At 66.5% G+C, this 20351-nt stretch carries 12 protein-coding genes; 6 read left to right on the forward strand and 6 right to left on the reverse strand.

Translation table 11 applies throughout. The features are described 5' to 3' along the window. Nucleotides 1-31: 31 nt before the first annotated feature. From OKW27_RS02545 to OKW27_RS02560, 4 genes are read left to right on the forward strand one after another with little or no spacing between them, the layout of a single operon-like run. Nucleotides 32-1702 (forward strand): fatty acyl-AMP ligase, encoded by a 1671-nt coding sequence (locus OKW27_RS02545; RefSeq protein WP_429332436.1) that lies wholly within the window; start codon nt 32-34, stop codon nt 1700-1702. 2 nt (nt 1703-1704) lie between these two features. Next, the gene (locus OKW27_RS02550) at nt 1705-2808 is read left to right on the forward strand and encodes an efflux RND transporter periplasmic adaptor subunit (protein WP_429332832.1); all 1104 of its coding nucleotides are present in this window, start codon (nt 1705-1707) and stop codon (nt 2806-2808) included. Next, the gene (locus OKW27_RS02555) at nt 2805-6056 is read left to right on the forward strand and encodes an efflux RND transporter permease subunit (RefSeq protein ID WP_429332437.1); all 3252 of its coding nucleotides are present in this window, start codon (nt 2805-2807) and stop codon (nt 6054-6056) included. Before OKW27_RS02550 ends, OKW27_RS02555 begins: the two co-directional genes overlap by 4 nt. A gap of 2 nt (nt 6057-6058) precedes the next feature. Continuing rightward, complete coding sequence (locus tag OKW27_RS02560) at nt 6059-7618, forward strand: efflux transporter outer membrane subunit (protein WP_429332438.1); 1560 nt, start codon at nt 6059-6061, stop codon at nt 7616-7618. Nucleotides 7619-7652: 34 nt separating this feature from the next. Here the strand turns inward: OKW27_RS02560 and OKW27_RS02565 are convergent, their stop codons facing one another. Beyond that, nucleotides 7653-8441: a class I SAM-dependent methyltransferase gene (locus OKW27_RS02565; RefSeq protein WP_429332439.1), complete on the reverse strand. Its 789-nt coding sequence runs from the start codon at nt 8439-8441 to the stop codon at nt 7653-7655. Nucleotides 8442-8730: 289 nt separating this feature from the next. Between OKW27_RS02565 and OKW27_RS02570 the strand changes: the two genes are divergently transcribed. Then, the gene (locus OKW27_RS02570; RefSeq protein ID WP_090811556.1) at nt 8731-9036 is read left to right on the forward strand and encodes a hypothetical protein; all 306 of its coding nucleotides are present in this window, start codon (nt 8731-8733) and stop codon (nt 9034-9036) included. Nucleotides 9037-9054: 18 nt separating this feature from the next. Here the strand turns inward: OKW27_RS02570 and OKW27_RS02575 are convergent, their stop codons facing one another. Continuing rightward, nucleotides 9055-12348, reverse strand: coding sequence for an adenylate/guanylate cyclase domain-containing protein (locus tag OKW27_RS02575; protein ID WP_429332440.1), 3294 nt, complete (start codon nt 12346-12348; stop codon nt 9055-9057). Nucleotides 12349-12598: 250 nt separating this feature from the next. Here OKW27_RS02575 and OKW27_RS02580 point away from each other — a divergent pair, with 250 nt between their 5' ends. Further along, complete coding sequence (locus OKW27_RS02580; protein ID WP_429332441.1) at nt 12599-14827, forward strand: SLC26A/SulP transporter family protein; 2229 nt, start codon at nt 12599-12601, stop codon at nt 14825-14827. Between the two features lie 36 nt (nt 14828-14863). Here OKW27_RS02580 and OKW27_RS02585 read toward each other — a convergent pair whose 3' ends face one another. The 4 genes from OKW27_RS02585 to OKW27_RS02600 form a co-directional block, all read right to left on the reverse strand. Continuing rightward, a complete protein-coding gene (locus tag OKW27_RS02585; protein ID WP_429332442.1) occupies nt 14864-15985 on the reverse strand; it encodes an asparaginase in 1122 nt (373 codons plus the stop codon). A 73-nt stretch (nt 15986-16058) separates the two neighbouring features. Continuing rightward, complete coding sequence (gene aspA, locus OKW27_RS02590; protein ID WP_429332443.1) at nt 16059-17477, reverse strand: aspartate ammonia-lyase; 1419 nt, start codon at nt 17475-17477, stop codon at nt 16059-16061. A 95-nt stretch (nt 17478-17572) separates the two neighbouring features. Then, nucleotides 17573-19039: an aspartate/glutamate racemase family protein gene (locus tag OKW27_RS02595; RefSeq protein WP_429332444.1), complete on the reverse strand. Its 1467-nt coding sequence runs from the start codon at nt 19037-19039 to the stop codon at nt 17573-17575. After that, entirely contained in the window at nt 19036-20331 is a 1296-nt protein-coding gene (locus OKW27_RS02600) for a dicarboxylate/amino acid:cation symporter (protein WP_090811568.1), read from the reverse strand. Before OKW27_RS02600 ends, OKW27_RS02595 begins: the two co-directional genes overlap by 4 nt. Between the last annotated feature and the right edge of the window lie 20 nt (nt 20332-20351).

Consider the following 20351-nt stretch of genomic DNA (forward strand, 5'->3'; position numbering starts at 1 on the left):
ATCTCGACCAATTGACCGGGGACCCGTCACCATGAACCAGACGCTTGTCGATGCCGTTGCAGCGCTGCCGCGCGGCGACGCTCGAGGCCTTCGCTTCGTCTCCACGCACGGCGACGAGCACTACTATCCTTACGAGGCGCTCGAACGCGAGGCGCGCAACCACGCGAAAAAGCTCGTGGCACTGGGGCTGAACAAGGGCGAGCGCGTCGCGCTCGTGGTCCTCGACCCGGAAGCGTTCATCCTGAGCTTCCTCGGCGCCTCGTTCGCCGGTCTCGTCCCGGTACCGATATTTCCGCGCGGAAGCCTGAACTTCAGGACCCGCACACGTTACGCCGAAACCGTCAGTCACATCGTGCGCTCGGCAGGCGCCCGGATGCTGCTCACGTCGAACTCGACAAGAGAGACCATCGAGGACGTGCTCGCCGTCGACACCGGTCTCGAACGTGTCGTGACCATTGAAGCGCTGCTCGACGGCGAGCCGCCCGCGTGCGATTTGCCCACGCTGCATCCCGATGACCTGTGCTTCCTGCAATACACGTCGGGCAGCACGTCGCTGCCGAAAGGCGTGATGGTCACGCATCGCAATCTGGTCGCGAATGCGACAGCATTCCTCGGACCCCGCGGCATCGATCTGCGCGAGCAGGACGTCTATGTCAGCTGGCTGCCGCTGCACCACGACATGGGGCTCATCAGCGTGCTCGGCGCGCTGATCTGCGACTTGCCGTGCGTGCTGCTGGCAACCGAAGCGTTCGTGCGCCGGCCCGGCCTCTGGATGGAGGCGATCACGAAATACCGCGGCACCATCAGCTTCGCGCCGAACTTCGCGTACGCGCTCGCCGCTCGCCGTAGCCGCGACCAGGACCTCGAAGGCCTCGATCTGCGGCGGCTGCGCGTCGCCGGCTGCGGTGCCGAGCCGATCAACGCGCAAGCGCTGCGCCAGTTCTGCGCGCGCTTCGAGCCGGCCGGTTTTCGTGCCGAAGCGCTGCTGCCGTGCTACGGGATGGCCGAAGCAACACTCGCGATCACGTTTCACGACCACGGCCAGCCGCTCGTCACCGACGTCGTCTATGCGGCCGCGCTGGGGCTGGGTCGAGCGATACCGGCTGCGCGTGATAACGGCTTACGCACGATCGAACTGGTCGGCTGCGGCCATTGCTTTCCCGGCCACGAGTTGCGGATCGTCGACGAATCCGGGCGCGCTTTGCCCGAACGCTGCGTCGGCGAAATCGTCACGCGCGGGCCCAGCATCACCGTGGGCTATTACGGCCAGGCCGACGCGAGCGCCGACGCGTACCGCGACGGCTGGCTGCAGACCGGCGATCTCGGCTACCTCGCCGGCGACCAGCTCTATATCTGCGGCCGCAGCAAGGACCTGATCGTCATTCACGGCTCGAACCTCTATCCGCAGGACATCGAATGGGCGGTGGCCGAGTTGCCGAGCGTGCAAAGCCGCGGTGTCATCGCGTTCAGCGTGATGCGCGACGGCGACGAGACACTGGTCGTCTGTGCCGAGGGCAAGCCGGCGGAGGCCACGGCGCTGCGGCGTGCGATCGCGCAGAAGGTCGCCGAATGCGCGGGCCTGCAGGTCGGTCACGTTGCGATCGTGCAGGCGGGCAGCTTGCCGCGGACCTCTAGCGGCAAGGTACAGCGCCGCCGGACCAAGGCGCAGTTCGAAGCCGGCGAGCTGGAGGAACACTCGTGAGCATGCGCTGGCGCGAGATCATGCTGACGCTGTCGGGCGCGCTCACGCTCGCCGCTTGTCACGCGAAAGAAGCCGAGGTGACGTTGCCGCGCCCGGTCATCGCCGTGGTCGTGCATCGGGACAGCAAGCCCGTGCTCGCGACGCTGCCGGGCGAAGTCAACGCACGCTATGCGACGCCGCTGTCGTTTCGCATCGCGGGCAAGCTGATCGAGCGGAAGGTGCGGCTCGGCGATACGGTCACGGCCGGCCAGGCGATCGCGCGGCTCGATGCCGACGACGCGCAACGCAGCCTCGCGAGCGCGCAGGCCCAATTGATGGCGGCGCAGCATCGGCTCACCTTCGCCGAGCAGCAACTCGATCGCGACCGGGCGCAGGCGCAGGAACAGCTGATCTCGACAGCGCAGCTCGAGCAGACCCAGGATGCGTATGTGGCGGCCGCCGCGCAGCGCGATCAGGCGCTACAACAGTTCGCGCTGCTGACGAATCAGACGCAGTACACGGTCCTCACGGCGGACCATGCCGGCGTCATCACCGCCGAAGACGCCGATACCGGGCAGAACGTCGCGGCGGGACAAGCGGTCTACCATCTCGCCTGGTCCGGCGAGGTCGATATTCTCTGCGACGTGCCCGAGAGTCTGCTGAACGCGCTGGCGATCGGCAGCGCGGCCAGCGTCTCGCTGCCGGCCGCCACGGGCAGACGCTTCACGGCACACGTGCGGGAGCTGTCGCCGGCCGCGGACCCCGGCAGCCGCACCTATCGCGCGAAACTGACGCTCGATGCGCCAGGCCCCGAGGTCCGCCTCGGCATGACCGCCACCGTCACGTTCGCCGCGGCCGGCGAGGCGCAAGCGGACGACCCGATCACGCTGCCCGCCAGCGCGCTCTTTCACGACGGCAACGCGCCGGCCGTCTGGGTCGTTCGGCCGGGCGACCAGGCGCTGGAACTGCGCCGGGTCCAGGTTGGCCGCTACGACGACCGCACGATCTCGGTCGCGCGAGGCCTCAACGACGGCGAGCGCGTCGTGCTGCAAGGGGTGCATACCGTCAGCGCCGGCGAAACCGTGCGCGCGGTAGCGCCGTTGCATCCCGAGGACTTCGCATCATGAGAGCGCCGTTCGGCCAGGGGCCCGACGGAGCGGGTGGACCCGGCGGACCCGGTGGAGCGGGCGGACCGCGGCGGCCGGCAGCGGACGATACCGGCCGCTTCAATCTGTCCGCGTGGGCGATCCGTAACCAGGCGCTGGTCATCTTCGCCGTCGTGCTCGCGACGCTGTTCGGCGTGCTCGCCTATTCCCGTCTGGGACAATCCGAGGACCCGCCGTTCACGTTCCGCGCGATGGTGATCCGGACCTTCTGGCCCGGCGCGACCGCACGCCAGGTCGAGGAACAGGTGACCGACCGGATCGGCCGCAAGCTCCAAGAAACGCCTCATCTCGACTATCTGCGCAGCTACTCGCGTCCCGGCGAATCGCTGATCGTCTTTACGATGAAAGACTCCGCGCCGGTGAACGAAGTGCGCGAGACGTGGTACCAGGTACGCAAGAAGATGGCCGACATCGCGGATACGCTTCCGCCCGGCGTGCGGGGGCCGTACTTCGACGACGAGTTCGGCGACGTCTACACGACCATCTATACGCTCGCCGGCGACGGGTTCTCGCCGGCGCAATTGCACGACTATGCCGACGAACTGCGCGGCGTGCTGCTGCGCGTGCCCGGGGTCGCGAAAGTCGATTATTTCGGCGACCCCGACGAGCACATCACGATCGAGATTCCCAACGCGCAATTGACGCGGCTCAGTATCACGCCGCAACAGCTCGCGCGGGCGATCAACGCGCAAAACGCGGTCACGCCGAGCGGCACGCTGACCACCGCGTTCGACCGCGTGTACGTGCGTCCGAGCGGCCAGTTCACCGACCTGAAGGCGATGGCCGACACGCTGATCGACATCAATCACCGCCTGGTTCGTCTCGGTGACATTGCCACGATCAGGCGCGGCTACGACGATCCGCCGGTCTCGCAGGTTCGCACCGGCGGCCGCGCGGTGCTCGCCATCGGCATCACGATGCAGACTGGCGGCGATGTGATTCAGCTCGGCAAGCGGCTCGATGCGCAGACAGCGGAATTGCGTGCGCGTCTGCCCGCGGGGCTCGAACTCGTCGAGGTGTCGAGCATGCCGCACGCGGTCTCGCATTCGGTCAACGGTTTTCTGCGGGCCGCCGCCGAAGCGATCGTGATCGTGCTGGCAGTGAGCCTCATCTCACTGGGCTGGCGCGCCGGCGTGGTGGTGGCGATCTCGATCCCGGTCGTGCTCGCGGTCACCGCGCTATGCATGAACGGCTTCGACATCGGCCTGCACAAGATCTCGCTCGGCACGCTGGTCCTCGCGCTGGGCCTGCTCGTCGACGATGCGATCATCGCGGTCGAGATGATGGCCGTGAAGCTCGAGCAGGGCTGGGGCCGCGCGAGGGCCGCGGCGTTCGCCTACAGCAGTACCGCATTTCCGATGCTGACGGGAACCCTCGTCACGGTGGCGGGATTCCTGCCGATCGCGCTGGCAAAATCGGCCACCGGCGAATACACGCGCTCGATCTTTCAGGTGTCCGCGATTGCGCTGATCGCTTCGTGGTTCGCGGCGGTCATGCTGATTCCGTTGCTCGGCTATCACCTGCTACCCGAACGCAAGGACACCGCACGCGAGACGCCTCGGCGCGCGCTTCGCAAGCTCCGCCGGCGCGACGACGCGCAGACGCGCCGGACCCCGGTGGCGGCGCCGCGCGCCAGCCGCTTTCATGACCGCCTGCGCGACTGCGTCGCGTGGTGCGTGAAGCGGCGCCTCGTCGTGCTCGGCGTCACGGCCGCCTTGTTCGTTGCCGCGTTGGCCGGCTTCGCGCTCGTGCCGCAACAGTTCTTTCCGAGCTCCGAGCGGCCCGAACTGCTCGTCGACATGCGGCTGCCCGAAGGCGCGTCGTTCGAAGCGACGCTGCGCGAAGCCGCGCGCCTCGAAAAGACGCTGGCCGGCCGGCCCGAGATCGATCATCTGGTCGACTTCGTCGGCGCGGGCGCACCGCGCTTCTACCTGCCGCTCGACGTGCAGTTGCCCCAGCCCAACTTCGCGCAGCTCGTGATCACCGCGAAGTCCGTCGACGACCGCGCAAAGCTCGAACGCTGGCTCGCGAGCACGCTGCAAAACAGCTTTCCCGCCGTGCGCGCGCGCGTTTCGCCGCTCCAGACGGGCCCCTCGGTCGGCTATCCGGTGCAGTTTCGCGTCAGCGGAAGCGACCTCGCCACCGTGCGGGAGATCGCGGAAAAGGTAGCGGCGACGATGAAAGCCGATGCCCGCACAACGGGCGTCCATTTCGACTGGGACGAACCCGGCGAACGCTCGGTGCGCTTCGAGATCGACCAGCAGAAGGCGCGCGAGCTCGGCGTCACCTCGGAAGACGTGGCGAGCTTCCTCGCAATGACGCTGTCGGGCTATACGTTCACGCAGTACCGGGTCCGCGACCGCTTGATCAGTGTCGATCTGCGTGCGCCCCAACGCGAGCGGGTCGACCCCGACGAGATCGTGAACCTCGCGATGCCGACGCCGAACGGCCCGGTGCCGCTCGGCGCGCTCGCCCACCTCAACAACGAACTCGAATACGCGGTGATCTGGGACCGCGACCGTCAACCGACGATCACGGTCCAGGCCGACGTGCGCGGCAACGCGTTGGATATCGACGTGACCCAGGCGATCGATCGGACGCTCGCGCCGCTACGCGCGTCGCTGCCGATCGGCTACCGGATCGAGACCGGCGGCGCGGGCGAGATCAGCGGCAAGGCGCAGGCGTCGGTGATCGCGCAGCTTCCGCTGATGCTCGTCGTGGTGCTGACGCTGCTGATGATTCAACTGCGCAGCTTCGCGCGCGTGCTGATGGTCGTGCTCACCGCGCCGCTCGGGCTCATCGGCGTGGTCGCCGCACTGCTGCTGTTCGGCAAGCCGTTCGGCTTCGTGGCGATGCTCGGCGTCATTGCGATGTCCGGCATCATCATGCGCAACTCGGTGATTCTCGTCGATCAGATCGAACGCAATATCGCCGCGGGCCAGGGGCGCTTCGATGCGATCGTGGGCGCCACGGTCCGGCGCTTCCGCCCGATCATGCTGACCGCCGCGGCGGCCGTGCTCGCGCTGATCCCGCTGCTGCATTCGGCCTTCTTCGGACCGATGGCGACCGCACTGATGGGCGGCATCACGGGCGCCACGGTGTTGACGCTGTTCTTCGTTCCCGCGCTGTACGCGACCGCGTTCAAGGTGCGGCACTTCGAACGCGGTGTGCGAACCGCGACCCTGACAATCGAATCTACGTGGAGCTGATCGTGGGCACAGACTGCAACCCCGTCGACGGGCCGGCGCTCGCGAGCGCGCAGCATTTCGCCGGCGCGCCGGGTCGAACGCGGGCAGCGGCGATCCATGATTGGCGCGCGGCGTTCGGCGCGGCCGCGACGATCGCGCTTGGCGCATGCTCGTTCGGTCCGGGCGGCGAGCCGCCCGCGATGCCCTCTCCCGCCCATTACGGCGTCGAGCCTCAGCCCGCGCAAACGGTCGCCGCGCTCGGTGTCGCGCAGCACTTCACCACCGGCGCGCAGCCTGTGCCGCAATGGTGGCGGCTGTTCGGATCGACAGCGTTGAATGCCCTCGTCGAAGAAGGTTTGCGCAACAGCCCGACACTCGCTGCCGCCGACAAGCACCTTGCCGCCGCGCATGAACAACTGCGGGCGCAGATCGGCGCCTCGCTGCTGCCGTCGGTCGATCTGGTGGGGCAGGCCTCGCGCGGGCGCGATCTCGGCATTCCGGTCCCCGGCGGCCCGAATACGCTGCTTTACAACGAGTTCATCGGCGTAGTCCAGGCGCAATATACGTTCGACCTGTTCGGCGCGGTGCGTAAAGCCAACGCGGCCCGATCAGCGCGTGTCGAGATCGACGCGTATCAACGCGAAGCCGCGCGCCGCGCACTGGCCACCAACATCGTCACGGCGACGATCGGGGCGGCGATGTTGCGCGCCGAGATCGACGCGACCGAGCGATTGATCGCGCTTGCGGGCGATCAGGCTCACGATACCGAACGGCATTACGAACTCGGATCGCTGACGCGCGGCGACGTGTCGACTGCGCGGCAAAGCATCGCCGCGCTCGAGGTCAGCGTGGCCGATCTGCGGCAACGGCTGACGGTGACGAGACATGCGCTTGCGGTGCTGCTCGGCCGCACGCCCGACGCGGCGCCGCCCGAGCCAGAGCTGGCAAACCTGCACTTGCCGCAGGACCTGCCCGTCGTGCTGCCATCGGACCTGTTGCGCGCGCGGCCCGATATCGCGGCCGCCGAGGCGGCGCTGAAGGCCGCCGCAGACGACGTCGGCGTCGCGACGGCACAGCTGTTTCCGAGCCTGACGCTGAACGCCTCGATGGGACAAGGCGGCTTCAACTGGCCGCTCGCGCTGTCGGGCGCAGGCGCGATCTGGAGCATCGCCGCGACGATGTCGCAGGCGCTTTTTCATGGCGGCGCGCTCGTCGCACGGCGGCGCGCGGCAATCGACATCTACGAGGCCGCCGTGTTCGAGTACAAGCAGACCGTGCTGGCGGCGTTCGAAAACGTCGCGGACACGCTTGCGTCGCTCGAACACGACGCGCAGGCGCTCGACGCCGCGAGCAGCGCTGCCCGTGAGGCACGCGAGTCGTTCGACGATGTCACGTCGCGTCACCGGCTCGGCGCGCTGCCCGCTGCATCCGCCCGCGGCGGCGAGCAGCAGTACGAAGCAGCGAGGCTCGAAGAAATCCGCCGTATCGGCCGGCGCCTGGCCGATACGGCGACGCTGTTTCAGGCGATGGGCGAGCTGCCGGCGGGCAGCAGCCAGACACCTGACCATCTGGCCGGCAAGTGATCGGCCCGCCGCTGCCGACGGCGCCCGCTTGCGTTCAGCCGGCGCGTCCGCGCGGAACGCCCACAAGGTAAGTCAGACCGATCGGCGAGCCCTGCACCGGCAGTGTGCCGATGTCCCATTCGAAGCTCTGCTGGTCCGGGATACGCGCCACCATCTCACGCAATTCGTCGGGGTTGTAGATGCGCAGCATCGACACGATGCCGTCGAACAGACACAGCAGCGGGATAGCCGGCAGCACATAGGTGAGCGCTAGTCGCGACCAGCGAAACGGCCGGATCAGCGGAGTCAGCGCGAGCATCATCAGCGGCATCGCCAGGATGAACACGACACCGAGCAGCCGGTGGTCGGCACCCTCGACGATGACGATCGCGCGACGCTTCGTCACCGCGTCGGCAAGGATCGCCCGCGCATCGTCCGGCCGAAAATGGTGGAAAGCGTTGAACATCGTGCGCACACCGTCGAATCCCGATGGCACGTCCATCGCGTCCACCGGTTCGCTCACATAGGTGACGCGGCCGGCTGCCCCGGCGGATACGCGCTCGTACGCGGCGCGATTGGGATAGAAGTCGGTCAGTTGCACCGTCACGCGTCCGGACTGCGCGAGCAACGGTGCAAGCGTCAGCCACGGGCCGCCGCCGCCCGAACATAGATCGACGATCCGGTCGTTGCCGACCCGCCGCATCGCTTCGCGCAGCTTGCCCGCGATGACGTTGAAGCCCTCGAGGGTATTGGCCAGGAAATGCAGCCAGTCCGTCCCGCCGTCACGGATCGCCCGTGGGCACCACGGCTGGTCTTCGATTTCGAGCAGATGCAGGCGTCGCATGATCACGCGGGCAACCGAGGTAACTGAAAACCGGCGGATTTCATAACGTGCCCTGGCAGTGTGCAACCGGGTAGACAGAGAAGGCCTGCACGCTAAACACCACGCCTGTCAGCCTTGGGAGCGGCAACTTACTACCGAACTTAAACGAGCCAACGCGTGGGCTTCTTAACGACGTCAGTCGACTATACGCTGAGCCGCGCCGACGACGTTAGCGGTTCGCATCCTGCATAATGACCACGCATGAGGATTTACCCGCATCATCCGCCGGACGGCGGCCGGGAGACGAGCGATGCAAAACGACAGACCGCCGCCGCGGCGGGTGACATATGAGAAAGGGATCCGGATCGGCGGCCCCGGCTGGTTCGGCCGGTTGCTGGCCGTCGCCCTGAGCGCGATCCTGTTCGTGGTGGCCGCGATGCTGTCGATCGTGCTGTTCGCCGTGCTGTTCGCGGTCGGCACGATCGTCGTCGGGTATCTGTGGTGGAAGATGCGCGCGTTGCGCCGGCAGACGGTCGCGCATGGCGACGACGCCCGCACCATCGACATGGAGGTCGTCCACAAGGACCCGCCCGACGACGATTCCGCGCCACGCTGAGGATCGGCTACGCGCGCCTCAAGCCGCAAGGGCCGCTTCGACCGCGCTTACGTAATTGCGAAAGCCGGCCTGCTGCAGCGCCTCTCGCAGCCGCAGCAGTTCATGTCGCGTGGCTTCGCTGAGCGGCGCCTGAAGCGCGAGTGCAAGCGCACGGCCACGCGCCGCGAAAAGCTCGGACCACGGCAACGGTTCGCGCTGTGTATAGGCCTCGAGTGCGCCCACGTAGTGCAGCATGCCAGCAGGATCGCCCGCCCCCAGCATCGCTTCGACGGCGTCGCGGTAAAACCACAGGTGATTGTGGCCGACCGCGCCGAGGCGCAACAGCGCCTCGCCTTCAGCCAGTAGCCGCGTACGCTCGCCGTTATCGTCAACCGCGCGGCTCAGTGCGCTCAAGGCCTTTGGCCCGGAAAACTGAGTCCCTACCTCGCGTGAGATGGCGAGTGCTTCGCGCAGCGCCACCACTGCTTCACTACGGCATCCTTCGTCCAGTAACAGGCGACCCTGCATCTCCAGATTCTGCGCTTCGAAGCGGCGCGCACCCAATTGCCGGATCACACGCATTTCCTGCACCAGATGCTTGCCGGCCGCCTGCGCATCGCCCAGTTCCTGGCAGGCGAACACCCCCAGCGTCTCCCCCAGCAATTGCGCGCGAGGCTGCCCGATCAACTCGGCGGCGCGGGCGGCGGCGCTTGCGTCCTCGCGAGCCTGACTTGCGTCGTTCAGATAAATGCGGCTGAAGCCCTGCATCGACAGATTGGCAACCTCGATGCGGCCGAACCCGTGTTCGCGGCTCATCGCGACGCATTCGCTGAAATGATGGAACGCGGTCCGCATGCGCCCCTGCGCATACGCCGCATCCGCCAGGCCGCCGAGCGCGCGAGCCTCTGCCTCGGGCAGACCGAGGCGCCGCGCGTAGCCAAGACCACGCTCATGCTCGGCGCTGCAGGCGTCGATCTTGCCGAGCGGAAAGAGAATGTTGCCGCGCAGATAGTGGAGGCTTGCAAGCTCCGCCAGCCGGTTGTCTCGCTCCGCGATCTTTTGCGCTTGCGCGAGCAAGCCGAGTGCTTCGTCGAGACCCTCGCTGACACGCAGACCTTCCGCGAGCCCGAGCTGACAGTCGCAACGGGCGGCGTCGTCGGCGGCGGCGGCGAGTGCGCTGCGGTACGTCACGATCGATCCTGCGATGTCGCCCAGGTCGCGCTGAAGTTCGCCCTTGCAGCAGCTCAGTGCATGGCGGTCTGCCTCCGACTGCGCGATTTCGATGCCGCGCTCGGCCAGCCGCAGCGCCGCTTCGAAACGATGGGCGGCACGCTGTGCGGCCGCCGCGCCGAGGTAGGCGTGCGGCGCGTGCTCGTCTTCGGCGCGGTCGAGATGCTGGGCGTGCAGCGTGACATCGCTTTGTGCGAACCATTCGGCCGCGCGCAGATGAAGTTCACGGCGGCGCGCGCGCAACAACGTCGAGTAAGCGCTCTCCTGGATCAACGCGTGGGCGAACAGGAAGTCGTCGCCTTCCGGCAGCACGAGTGCATTGACGAGCAGGCCGTCGCAGACGTAGCCAGGATCGTCCACCAGCTCTCGCAGCAGTGCGAGATCGAAACGCTGGCCGATCACGGCGGCCGCCTGGAACGCCAGGCGGTCACGGGGCGCGAGCCGGTCCATCCGCGCGAGCACGAGACTGCGGATCGACGCGGGCACGTTGCCGCCGCTGCCTTCTTCAGCGTTGCGCAGCAGTTGTTCGAGAAACAACGGATTGCCGCCCGCGCGCTCGATGCAGGCCACCGCGACGCGCTGGGTCGCATCGATGAAATTGCCCGCCAGGCTCAGGGCCTCGTCCTTGCGAAGCGGTCCGAGATCGATCGTGGCGAACGGGGTGTCGCGGCAACGTGCGCGCCAGCCTGCATCGATCGGATCGCCTTCCACGCGCGAAGTCGTGACCAGCAGGCCCGTGCCGTTGGCAATGCCTGACGCGAACGCCGACAGGTAGCCGATGACTTCGGCATCGGCCCAATGCAGGTCTTCGACGACGATGAGCGTCGCCGCATGGGCGCAAGCGTCCTCGGTCAGCCTCACGGCGAGCGCCTGCTTGCCGCGCTTGCGCGCGCCGTGGTCCATGGCCTCGTAGATGGTTTGCCATTCGGCGGCCTGCGGAAGATCGAGGAAGTCGTGCAGAAACACGATCTGCTCGGCCTTGACGATACCTTGGGTCGCGACCTGCGCGGCGGCGGCCTGCCGCGCTTCACTCGATGCACCGGCCGGTAAGCCGAGCAGGCTTCCAATGATGGTCCGCACCGGATCCTGGCCCTTGCCGACGCCGAAATCGAGCACGAGGCTCCGATGGAGCGTGAAGCCCTGTGCCTGCGCATGGCGGCGCATCTCGTCGACGAGCCGCGTCTTGCCGATCCCGGCTTCGCCTCGCACATGAACGACATGCCCTGCGCGCCTTGCCATGCACGCATGAAGGATGCCGTGAAACTGTTCGAGCTCGGCTTCGCGTCCGACGAAGCGGCTGCGGCTCGTCCTGACGGGCTCGCTGCCAAGCGCGACGAGCCGCCATGCCCGCACCGGCGTGTCGATGCCCTTGAAGCGCCGCTCGCCGATTGCTTCGCAACTGGCGGCGTCGCCGAGCGTGCGCGCCGCGTCGTCGGATATCCAGGTTTCGCCGGCGGCCGCGGCTGCCACGAGCCGGGCGGCCAGGTTCACCGGATCGCCATGCACGGTGTAGTCCTGCGCGTCGGCGCGGCCCAGCGCGCCCGCGATGACCTCGCCACTCGCCATGCCGATATGCGCCTGCAACGGCCGCCCGGTCTGCGCGGCCAGCCGCGCCAGGCCGTCGTGAATGTCGAGAGCGGCACGGGCGGCGCGCAGCGTGTCCGTCTCGTGCGAGCGGGGCGCGCCGAACAGCGCCATCACCGCGTCGCCGATGTGCTTGTCGATCGTGCCGCCATAGGCGAGCACGATCCCGTCGACCAGCGCCGTGTAGCGTCCGATCAGCGCGCGCAAGTCTTCGGGATCGAGCGAGCGCGACAGCATCGTGTAGCCGCAGAGATCGGCGAACAGAATCGTGACCTGCCTGCGCTCGTCCGCGGGCACCTCGTTGTCGGCGGACGTCTGGGGCGGTAGCGGCGCGGCCGCCGTTAGGGCGCCTGCCGCCGCGGCCAGAATGCGCTTACGGTGGCCGAGCGACTGTACCCCCAGCTCTTTCAGGTCGACGTCGGTCAGCTGCCCGAGCAGCGACATGTCGATGTCGTTTGCCGCGAACGCGTGGGCGTACTGCTCGAGCCCGAGGTCCCGCAGCCATTTCTCGATATCCATGTTCGTCGCCCCGCCTCCGATGCGTGGCCCCGCGGGCAAAAGCTCAGACGAATAGCGCGCGTGCCGGCCGCCGGTGTGAACGGCCCCGGAGCTGCATGGCCTTTGCGTGGAGCTCGCCAGGTACGGGGCCGATGAATAATCAGTGTAGGTGTCCGATAAGCACGCTGCATCGCGTTTGACAGCCGTTCGAGCCGCGCAGGATACTGGCTGGCGCGCCTCACGGCGCCCTTGCATTCGACCGGGAATCCACGTGAAGCCGGGCAAGACCGTTTCCGTCTCCGAGATCCCGCTGCGCTCGCGTTTGGCGGGTCTGCCAGGCGACGTGGCGGCGGGCGCCGTTTCGACGCTCGTCATGCTGTGCTATGCGATGAGCCTCGGCACGATGATCTTTAGCGCCGATCTTGCCCGCTACGCGATGCTGGGCGTGCCCACCGCGCTCGTGAGCTGCGTCGTCACGGCGCTCGTGATCGCCTTGACGAGTTCGATGCGCGTCAACATTGGCGGCCCCGACAGCAACGCCGCCGCCTTTCTCGCCGGCGTGGCGGCGGGGGTGGCCAGCAGCGTGCGCGCGGACGGCGGTTCGCCGCAGACGCTGATCCTCACTGTGCTGATCGCCATCGCGCTCTGTTCGCTCATGACGGGCATCGTGCTCTATGCGATCGGCTCGTCGAAGCGCAGCCGCTCCTTGCAGTTCCTGCCCTATCCGGTGCTCGGCGGATTTCTCGCGGGCACGGGCTACCTGCTGCTCGCGGGGGCGTTCCGCGTGCTGACGGGCCAGCCGCTGCAGTGGCACACGCTCGCGTTGCTCGCGCACCTTCACTGGCTCACATGGGTTCCGGCGCTGGTCGTCGGCGTGCTGGCCACGGTATTGATGCGCACGTGGCAGCACATTGCCGCGCTGCCGCTCACGCTGGCCTTCGGCGTCGTGCTTTTCTACGTTCTGCTGCAGGTTGCCGGAGTTTCGATCGACGACGCGCGCGGCATGGGTCTGCTGCTGCCGCGCGTCAAGCTGCACCTATCCGGGCTGCCGGAGTTGCACCTGGCCGCGAGGCTCGGACGGGGCGGCATCGACTGGTCGGCGGTCGGCGCGCATCTTCCCGAGAGTCTGGTGGTGACCTCGGTGTCGGCCGTGACGATCCTGATGAATTCAACGGCGATCGGCGCGGCCACCGGGGAGGACGTCGACCTCAATCGCGAAATGCGCGCCGCCGGCCTCGCCAATCTCGCGAGCGGACTGCTGGGCGGCATGGTCGGCTACCAGTCGTTCAATCGCTCGATGCTCAACGCGCGGGTGGGCGCGACGAGCCGGGTGGCGGGCGTGTTCGCCTCGCTCGCGTGCGTGGTCGTGCTCGCCACTTCGCCGGGCATCGTGGCGCTCTTTCCGGTGCCGGTGCTGGTCGGCCTTCAGCTCTTCATGGGGCTGCGCTTGCTCGTGCATTGGCTCGCGGGCGCCTGGACCAAGCTCAACTGGTATGAGTATCTGCTCGTGCCCGTGATTCTCGGCACTATCGCGGCGTATGGCGTGATCGTCGGCGTAGGGGTGGGCGTCGTTGCAGCATGTGTGATGTTCACGCTGCTCTACGGTCGGGTCGGCTGCATACGCATGGAGTTCGACCTGCGCGCGCGGACCTCGAATGTTGAGCGCAGCATCGAAGACACCCAGGCTCTGCGCGCAATCGGCCCCCAGGTATGCGGAATGTGCCTGCAAGGGTTTCTGTTCTTCGGCACGGCCAATTCGATTCTGCAGCGCCTTCGCGAGCGATTCGGCGCCGGGAATCCGTCGCAGGTCCGCTTCGTCGTGCTCGACTTTGCGGCGACGCATGGCATGGATGCATCCGTATCCATCAGCTTCGTCAAACTCAGGCAGCTCTGCGCAGCAAGAAGCGTGGACCTCGTGTTGACCGCGCTGCCGCCGCGCTCGCGCGATCTGCTCGTGAAGACCGGCACGCTCAATCTGAAGATCCATGAATTCGATACGCTCGATGCGGGTCTCGAATGGATCGAAGACAAACTGCTCGCGTCGAACTCGCTCGCGATCGCGCATGGCGGCGATTTGCGGGCGATGCTCGAGCCGCATTTCACGGCCGGCGCGTTGAACGGCTTGATCGCGTGTCTGGAGGTGCAGGATCTGCTTTCGGGGCAGGCGCTGTTTCGTCATCGCGAGCCGGGCGACGCGCTGTATTTCGTCGAGCAAGGACGTGTCGCGGTCTCGCTGCCGCTCGGCGATGGCCGCTCGGCGCGTCTGCGCTCGTTCGGCCCGGGCACGGTCGTGGGGGAAATGGCGGTGTACACGCAGCAACAGCGCAGCGCGGATGTGATTGCCGAGGCACCGACGCGCGTGTACCGCCTGTCGATCTCCCGGCTGCTCGAACTCGAACAGCAGGATCCGGCGACGGCGCAACAGTTGCATCGGTTTCTCGTGAAGACCATCGCGTTGCGTCTTGCCGTTGCCGACGAGGCATTACGCGCGGCTTTATAAGCGGCAGCGCCCCTGACCGGCGGCGCCCCCAACCCGTCACCACGTCCCGCTAAACGCCTGCTGTACCTTGACGGGATCGGTCACGCCGTTGGCCACCAGCAATTGCGTCAGCAATCGCGCCTTCTGCGGATTCAGATCGAGCGATGCGACGAAACCGCGCTTGTCGTCGTCCACCTCGACGTTGCGGTTCACGAACCCCGACACCAGGCGCGTCGAGCGAACCACCACGATGCCTTTTGCCGCCGCGCGGTCGAGCGCCGCGAGGGCTTCCTTCGACATGTCACCATCGCCTTCGCCGGCGACGACGATGCCCTTCGCGCCATCGGCGATCGCATGATCGATCTGGCGGCCATCCATGTTGCTATGCGCGTAGACGATATCGACGCGCGGCAATTGCCCACTCGCGGGCAGGCTCAGCGCAGCGCGCGTCGATTGCACCGCCGGCATCACGAAGCGCACGCTCGCCGGATCGACATAACCGATCGCGCCGGCATTCGGCGACGCGAACGCCTGTACCGCCGTGGTATTGGTCTTGGTGATCCAGCGCGGCGCGTGAATCTGGTCATTCATCACGACCATCACGCCTCGGCCACGCGACTGCGGGCTCGCCGCCACTTCGACGGCTTCGTACAGATTGCCGGGACCGTCGGCGCTCGCGGAACCGCCCGGTCGCATCGAGCCGACCAGCACCACCGGCTTGTCGGAGCGCAGCACGTTGCTCAGGAAGAACGCCGTTTCCTCGATCGTATCGGTGCCGTGCGTAATCACGATGGCGTCGGCCTCGTTCCGCGCGAAGACCTCGTCGATCCGCCGCGCAAGCTGCAACCAGATCTTGTCGTTCATGTCCTGCGAGCCGACGTTCGAGATCTGCTCCGCGCTGATGCTCGCGAGCTTCTCGATGCCCGGCACGCCGCGCACCAGTTCCTGCCCCTTCACGTTGCCCGAGTTGTAGCCGATCGCCGAACGGGGATCGGCGGTTCCCGAGATCGTGCCGCCGGTGGCCAGCACCAGAACACGCGGCGTTGCCGTGACGGCGCTTGCCTGTTGCGATGGCGCGTCGGCAGCCTGCGCGCAGGTACCCGCGGCAAGTGCCGCGATCAGCAGTGCCGCCGAACCGCACAGCCGCCTTGCTTTTCGATCGATCGTGTTGCCGTTCATCTTTCTCTCCTCCATCGTTTAAAAGAGTCGCGTGCGTATGCACGCGACCTGTGACCGGAACAACCTTCGTCGCTCATGCCGCCGACGACATCTTTCTTGGTTGCGTCAGCATGGCGGGTTGAAGGATCTCGTCGAGCTGCGCCTGACTCAACAGCCCTTTGTCGATCACGATCTGCGCGACGCTTTTGCCCGACGCAAGCGCTTCCTTCGCGACTTCGGTCGAGTGCGTATAGCCGATGTACGGGTTCAGCGCGGTCACGATGCCGATCGAGCTCTCGACGATCGCGCGCAGCCGCTCGTGATTCGCGGTAATGCCGTCGACGCATTTCGACGCGAGCGTGAGGCACCCTGCGCGTAAATGGGCGACGCTCTTGAACAGGCTGTGCGCGATGATCGGCTCGAACGCGTTGAGCTGGAGCTGCCCCGCTTCGGCGGCGAAGCTCACCGTCACATCGTTGCCGATGACTTCGAACGCGATCTGGTTGACGACCTCCGGAATCACCGGATTCACCTTGCCCGGCATGATGCTCGAACCCGCCTGCACCGGCGGCAGGTTGATTTCGCCGAGGCCCGCGCGAGGACCGCTCGAAAGCAGGCGAAGATCGTTGCAGGTCTTGGAGAGTTTTACGGCGACGCGCTTCAGTACGCCGGAGAGCTGCACGAACGAACCGACATCCTGCGTCGCTTCGATCAGATTCGGCGACGTGCTCAACGCGATACCGGTTATTTCGCTCAAGTGCCTGCATGCAAGCTGCGCGTATTCCGGATGTGTATTGATGCCGGTGCCGATCGCCGTCGCGCCGAGATTGATCTCGCAGATGAGCTGGGCCGCTTCCTTCAGCCGCTCTTCGTCTTCGCCGAGCATCACAGCGAAGGTGCTGAACTCCTGGCCGAGCGTCATCGGTACGGCGTCCTGAAGCTGCGTGCGGCCCATCTTCAGGTCGTTGCCGAATTCCACCGCCTTGCGTTCGAACGATGCGCGCAACACGCCCATCGCGTCGACCAGTTGCATGATGCCCGCGTACGTGGCGATCTTGAGCGCGGTCGGATAGACGTCGTTGGTGCTCTGGCCGAGATTCACGTCCTCGTTCGGATGGAGAACCGCGTATTCGCCGCGCTGTTGCCCGAGATGTTCGAGCGCGAGATTGGCAATGACCTCGTTCGCGTTCATGTTGGTCGACGTGCCCGCGCCGCCCTGAATCACGTCGACGACGAAATGCTCGTGCGCGGTGCCTGAGCGCACTTGCCTGCATGCGTGCACGATGGCCTGCATCTTCACTGCGCTCAATAGGCCGAGATCGTAATTCGCGAGCGCGGCGGCTTCTTTCACGCTCGCCAGCGCGTTGACGAGGTTCGGATACACGGAGATCGGAATACCCGTGATGGGAAAGTTTTGCAGCGCGCGCAGCGTGTGTACGCCGTAGTACGCGGTCGCGGGCACGGCGAGATCGCCGAGAAGGTCGTGTTCGATACGTTCGGTCGGTGCAAGCATGATTACCTCTCAGGTTCTGAAATCGACAGGCGAGCGGGGTCATCCGGCACACCTCGTGTGCAGGTCCGTCGCATTGACTGGGTGATGCGGTTGGGTTATCGAGGCGGCGCTGTCGCGCAGGCGACACACTGCTTCGCGAGCACGTCGGTCGGATCGACCACGCTCACGCGCGCGCCGTTCGCGCCGATCACATACGGCTCGCGAATCAGCAGCGGCAGTTCCGTGCAGCCGAGAACGATCACTTCGACGCCGTCGGCGATAAGCCCGTCGATCGCCGCGGCAAGGTCTTGCTGGCACTGCCCCGCCGTGAATCCGGCCTTCACGCCTTCCTTGCCGTAGATCGCGTCCATCACGCGCGCCTGCAGCGCGGGTGCCGGGACGACCTGCCGCAAGCCGTGCGATTCGAGCGCCTTTTCGTAGACGCCGCTCGCGAGCGTGCCGCAAGTCGCGAGCACGCCGACCGAGCGCAGCGCGGGAAACGACTCGCGCAGATAACGCACCGTCACCGTCAGCATATTGACGATCGGCACGCCGAGATAAGGCTGTATCCGCTCGACGAAGGCATGCGCCGTATTGCACGGGATCGCGATCAGATCCGCGCCGCCCGTTTCGAGTTTCTTGCAGGTCGCATAGAGCGAGATGGTCGGGTCGGGTCCGTCGCCGATCAGATTCTCCGTGCGATCCGGGATCTGCGGGTTCTGCTCGACGAGCAGCTTGATGTGGTCCTGATCGCGCCGCGCGGGCGTCGCGCGCACGATCTTGTGAATGAAATCGACGGTGGCCGCCGGACCCACGCCGCCCACCACGCCGACCTTGAAGATCGTCTCGGGCGTGTGGTACTGGCCGGACACCACGTACTGCGCATAAGCCAGGTTCGAATCGACGAGCGGCACGCGCAACGCACCGAGTTCGTCCGCGACCAGCGCGATCTCGGTGAGCCCCGGCACGATGACGTTGGCGCCCTGTTCGATCAGGTCCTCGCACGCCGCCCGCAGCAACTCGGCCGGACGGCCACGCAGATTGCCGCTCTTCACGCCATCCTCGCCATAAACGGCCTCGGTGACGAAATCGATGCCGTCGCCGATGCGCGGGTGGATCACTTCGAACTCGGGCGCCGCGAAGTACTTCTCGAACAGGCGCCTGCGCCGCGTATGCGCCGACGCGAGCACGCCCACGCGGCGCACCGCGGGAAATCTTCTGCGCACGTGGCTGCGCACCGCATCGATCATGTCGACGATCTGCAGCGGCGAATTGGCTTTCAGTTCGTCGATGAACGTGTGACTCAGGAAGCACGGCAGCACGACCGTCGTCACGCCGCGCTTCTCGAAGCTGCTGATCAGATCGAAGATGTACAGCTTGCGCTGCGTCAACGTCTCGCTGTCGGCAGCGGCGCTGCGAAACGGCTGCTGCTCGAAGATCGCATCGAAGTGCTCGGCGTCGCGCGTGGCCGGCGTCGATTTGATCAGTTTGAAGAACACGTCCGCGCTCGCGAGCGGGCCGAGCCCGCCCACCACGCCGAACTTGCGCGCGCTCGTGGCAGACGTTGCGTCGATGCCGCTCATTTGGTCTCGCCTTCGAGCTGGCCGAACGAAGCCGTCGCCATCGCCGTGCGGCGTTCCTGCCGCGTCACGCGCTGGCCCTCCCACTTCGCGATGGCTGCCGTCGCGATGCTGTTGCCGATCACGTTGGTCGCCGTGCGCCCCATGTCGAGAATCTGGTCGATCGCGAGCACCAGCACGACGCCCGATGGCGGCAAATGGAACATCGGCGCCACGGCCGCGACGACCACCACCGAGCCGCGTGCGACACCCGCCATGCCTTTGCTGCTCACCATCAGCACGAGCAGCATCACGATCTGCGTGCCGATCGGCATGTCGATGCCGAACGCCTGCGCGATGAAGATCGCGGCGAAGGCCTGATACATCATCGAGCCGTCGAGATTGAACGCATAGCCGAGCGGCAACGTGAAGCCCACCACTTTCTTGTCGACGCCGAATTCCTCCAGCTTCTCCGTCAGGCGCGGATACGCCGCCTCGCTGCTCGCGGTGGAGAACGCCAGCATCGCGGGTTCGCGGATCGCCTTGAGCAAGGCCCAGACCGGCTTGCCGAGAAACGCGTAGCCGGCGAGGATCAGCGCCGCCCACAGCAGCGCGAGCCCCGTATAGAAGCTGGCGACAAGCTTGCCGTAGGTCGTCAGCACGTCGAGGCCATGCACCGTGATCGCCGATGCCAGCGCGCCGAATACACCGACGGGCGCGAGACGCATCACATAGTCGGTCAGTTTCAGCATGGTGGGCACGAGCCCTTCGACGCCCGCGATCAGCGGCGCGACGCGCGGGTCGGACTTGATCACGCTGAGCACGATGCCGAACATCACCGAGAAGACGAGGATCTGCAGGATATCGTTGCGCGCCATCGCATCGACGATGCTGGTGGGGAACGCGTGTGTGACGAAGTCCTTGAAGTTCAGGCTCGACGTGTTGAGGCCGGTGGCCACGTCAGCGCTCGTCTGGGACATGTGCAAGCCCGCGCCCGGTTGCAGCAGGTTCGCGAGCACGAGGCCGAGCGCGAGCGAGAACAGCGACGCGCACAGGAACCACGCGATCGAGCGAAGACCGATGCGGCGCACGTCGCTCGTGCCTTCCATGCCGGCGAGACCTGACACGAGCGTGGCAAACACCAGCGGCGCGATGATCATCTTCACGAGCCGCAGGAAGATATCGGTGACGATGGAAAAGTAGCCGGCGATCTCCTTCGCCTGCGCGGCATCGGCCGCCGTGCGATGGCAGACATAACCGACGGCCACGCCGAGCAGCATGCCGGCGAGGATGTAGAGGGTAAGCCGATTCTTCATGTGTCTCCGTCCTGAGATTA

This window comes from Paraburkholderia sp. 35.1 (assembly GCF_050436525.1).
Lineage (GTDB): Bacteria > Pseudomonadota > Gammaproteobacteria > Burkholderiales > Burkholderiaceae > Paraburkholderia > Paraburkholderia tuberum.